We start from the raw sequence: 2,639 nt of genomic DNA, 5'->3' as shown, positions 1-2,639 counted from the left end.
TGCGGATTTCGGTGAACGTGACCGCTCATTTCGCTAACAACGTGACCGGTGCCTCCACCCAATTGCGCGGGGTTTAAATTCTAACCGCATCGGTCACGATGCGGCTTCTTCCTCCGTGTTTTTCCGCCGCAGTGATTCGCCTTTCATCACGATTCGGTAGGCGTTGTGTACCAGGCGATCGAGCAAGGCGTCGGCCAGCGTGGGGTCGTTGATCCAGCCGTGCCAGTGCTCGACCGGCAATTGGCTGGTCAGGATGGTGGAGCGGCTGCCGGCGCGGTCGTCGATCACTTCCAGCAGGTCATGCCGGGCATTTTCCTCCAGCGGCGCCAGACCCCAGTCGTCCAAAAGCAAGACATCGACCTTGGCCAGCTGTTGCAGGGTGCGCCCGAAGCTACCGTCGCCATGGGCGATGCGCAGTTGCTCCAGCAGCCGCGGGGTACGCAGGTACAGCGTGCTGTAGCCTTGGCGGCAGGCCTGATGGCCCAGTGCGCAGGCGAGCCAGGTCTTGCCGACGCCGGTCGGGCCGGTCAGTAGCAGATTGTGCCGTTGGCGGAGCCAATCACCACTGGCCAGGGTCGCGATCAGGCGTTCGTCCAGCGCGCGGCCACGGCGGCGGTCGAGGTCTTCCAGGCAGGCGCCGGCGTACTTGAGCTTGGCCTGTTTGCGCAGCCGCTCCAGGCGCTTGTCGTCGCGCCAGGCCAGCTCGCGGTCGAGCAGCAGGCCCAGGCGTTCATCGAAGCTCAAGCTGTGGCTGGCCGGCAGCGTCCACTGCTCTTCCAGCGCTCGGGCCATGCCGTTGAGCCGCAGTTGATGCAACTGGCTCAGGGTGTGTTGGGTCATCATCGAACAGTTCCTCTTGGGTGTAGTAATCGGCGCCACGGACGTTCTCGTGGCTGCTGGGTTGTGCTGCCGGCGCCGCGGGCTTGGGCAGTGGTTGCTGGTCGAGCCCTTGCTTGAGCAGGTTGCGCACGGTGCGGCCGTTGAGTGCCCGCAGTTGCACGGCGCGGCTGGCCGCCGCTTCCAGGCGCGCATTACCGTATTGGCGCGCCAGCGAGAGCAGGCCCAGGCAGGCTCGGTAGCCCATCTCCGGGTGCGGTTTGTGGGTCAGTTGGTACTCGACGATCTGCCGGGCGTGCGGGCCGATTCGCTCGCCCCAGTCGAGCAGGCGCTGCGGCGTCCACTCGCGGTGCGCCTTGTGCGAGGCCGGCATGTGTTCGCTCTGGGTGCTGTAGGCGCCGCGCCGCTGAAGTCGCAGGTGGCTGGCGACCCGTCGGTTGCCGTGCAGGACTTCCACGGTATGCGCGCTCAGCCGCACATCGACGCTCTGCCGGGCCAGGGCCGAGGGCACGCTGTAGAAGCCGCCGCTCACCTCGATGTGGTAGTCGATGTTGACCTTGCAGCGCTTGAACGTCACCACCTCGTAGGGATGCAGCGGCAGCGGTCGCAGCACCGGCTGATCGAGCCGCTCGAACCACTCCCGGCGGCAGCCATCGAGCTTCTTGAACGGGCGCTGGTTCAAGTCCTCCAGCAGCTCGGCAATCGCCTGGTTGAGCGCGTGCAGGCTGAAGAACTGCTGGTGACGCAGCCGCGCCATGATCCAGCGCTCGACGACCTGTACCGCCACCTCGGCCTTGGCTTTGTCCTGGGGCTTACGCGGCCGCGCCGGCAGCATCACCGTGTCGTAATGCCGGGCACACTCCAGTGCGGCGCGGTTCAAGCCCGGCTCGTAGCGATCGGGGTGGGCGATCAGCGCGCGCGGGTTGTCCGGCACGACCATCTCGCTGACGCCGCCCAGGTAGCTGAACGCCTGGCCCAGCGCGGTCAGCCAGTCCACCTGGGTTTCCCCCGGCGTGGCGCAGGCATAGGTGTAGTTCGAGGCCCCCAGCGCCGCGACGAAGACATGCGCCCGGCTGATCTCGCCGGTGGCCGGATCGATCACCGGCAGCGTCGGGCCGGCATAGTCGATGAATAGCTTCTCGCCGGCCCGGTGCTGTTGGCGCATCGAACGTTTGAGGGTGCTGGCGTAGCGGCGGTAGTGCTCGATAAACTGGGTATAGCGGTAGGTCGGCTGCTCGGGATGGGCGGCGACGTACTCCTCCCACAGCAGTTGCAGGGTGACGCCCTTGCGCCGCAGTTCGCGGTGGATAGTGAGCAGATCCGGCAGCACCCGCTCGCCGCGGGTGTGGCGCACCTTGGCAGTTGGCAACAGTGCCGCGGCCAGAGCCACTTCATCCAGCGCGGCCAGCGCCGGCCACTCCAGGCCTGTCTCGCTGGCCGCCGTGACGTACTTGCTGACGACGCCCTTGGACAGCTGCAAGGCCCGGGCGATCTTCTCGTGAGAGAGGCCTCCCTCAAACTTGAGGCGCAGACATTCTTTGATATTACGCATGGCTACTCGCTGCGCCGCCATTCCTCTACTCCCCAAAATCGGGCGAGGGTGACGGTCGCGTCAGGTCATGCGCAACGGGGTGGAAGCGTTTCGCTAAGCCGTGACCGATGATTTCGGTAAGGTGTGACCGCCTGTTTCGGAACAGGCTGGAAATCGGTCACGTTGATAGCGAAATGAGCGGTCACGCGTTAGCGAAATGGCCGGTCACGATCTACCGAAACGACCGGTCACGACGGGCCGAAATACGCAC

At 65.6% G+C, this 2,639-nt stretch carries 2 protein-coding genes; both read right to left on the bottom strand.

What is annotated here, in order from left to right:
• Positions 1–93 precede the first annotated feature (93 nt).
• The gene (gene istB, locus WBB95_RS12525; RefSeq protein ID WP_424487889.1) at positions 94–843 is read right to left on the bottom strand and encodes an IS21-like element helper ATPase IstB; all 750 of its coding nucleotides are present in this window, start codon (positions 841–843) and stop codon (positions 94–96) included.
• Positions 731–2,410, bottom strand: coding sequence for an IS21 family transposase (gene istA / locus WBB95_RS12520; protein ID WP_424487888.1), 1,680 nt, complete (start codon positions 2,408–2,410; stop codon positions 731–733). Before istA ends, istB begins: the two co-directional genes overlap by 113 nt.
• Positions 2,411–2,639: the final 229 nt, after the last annotated feature.

The sequence above is a fragment of the Pseudomonas sp. genome (assembly GCF_049645325.1).
In the GTDB taxonomy this organism is placed as follows: Bacteria; Pseudomonadota; Gammaproteobacteria; order Pseudomonadales; family Pseudomonadaceae; genus Aquipseudomonas.
Note: the sequence above shows the minus strand (reverse complement) of the source record. Positions and strands in the feature narration are given on the sequence as shown.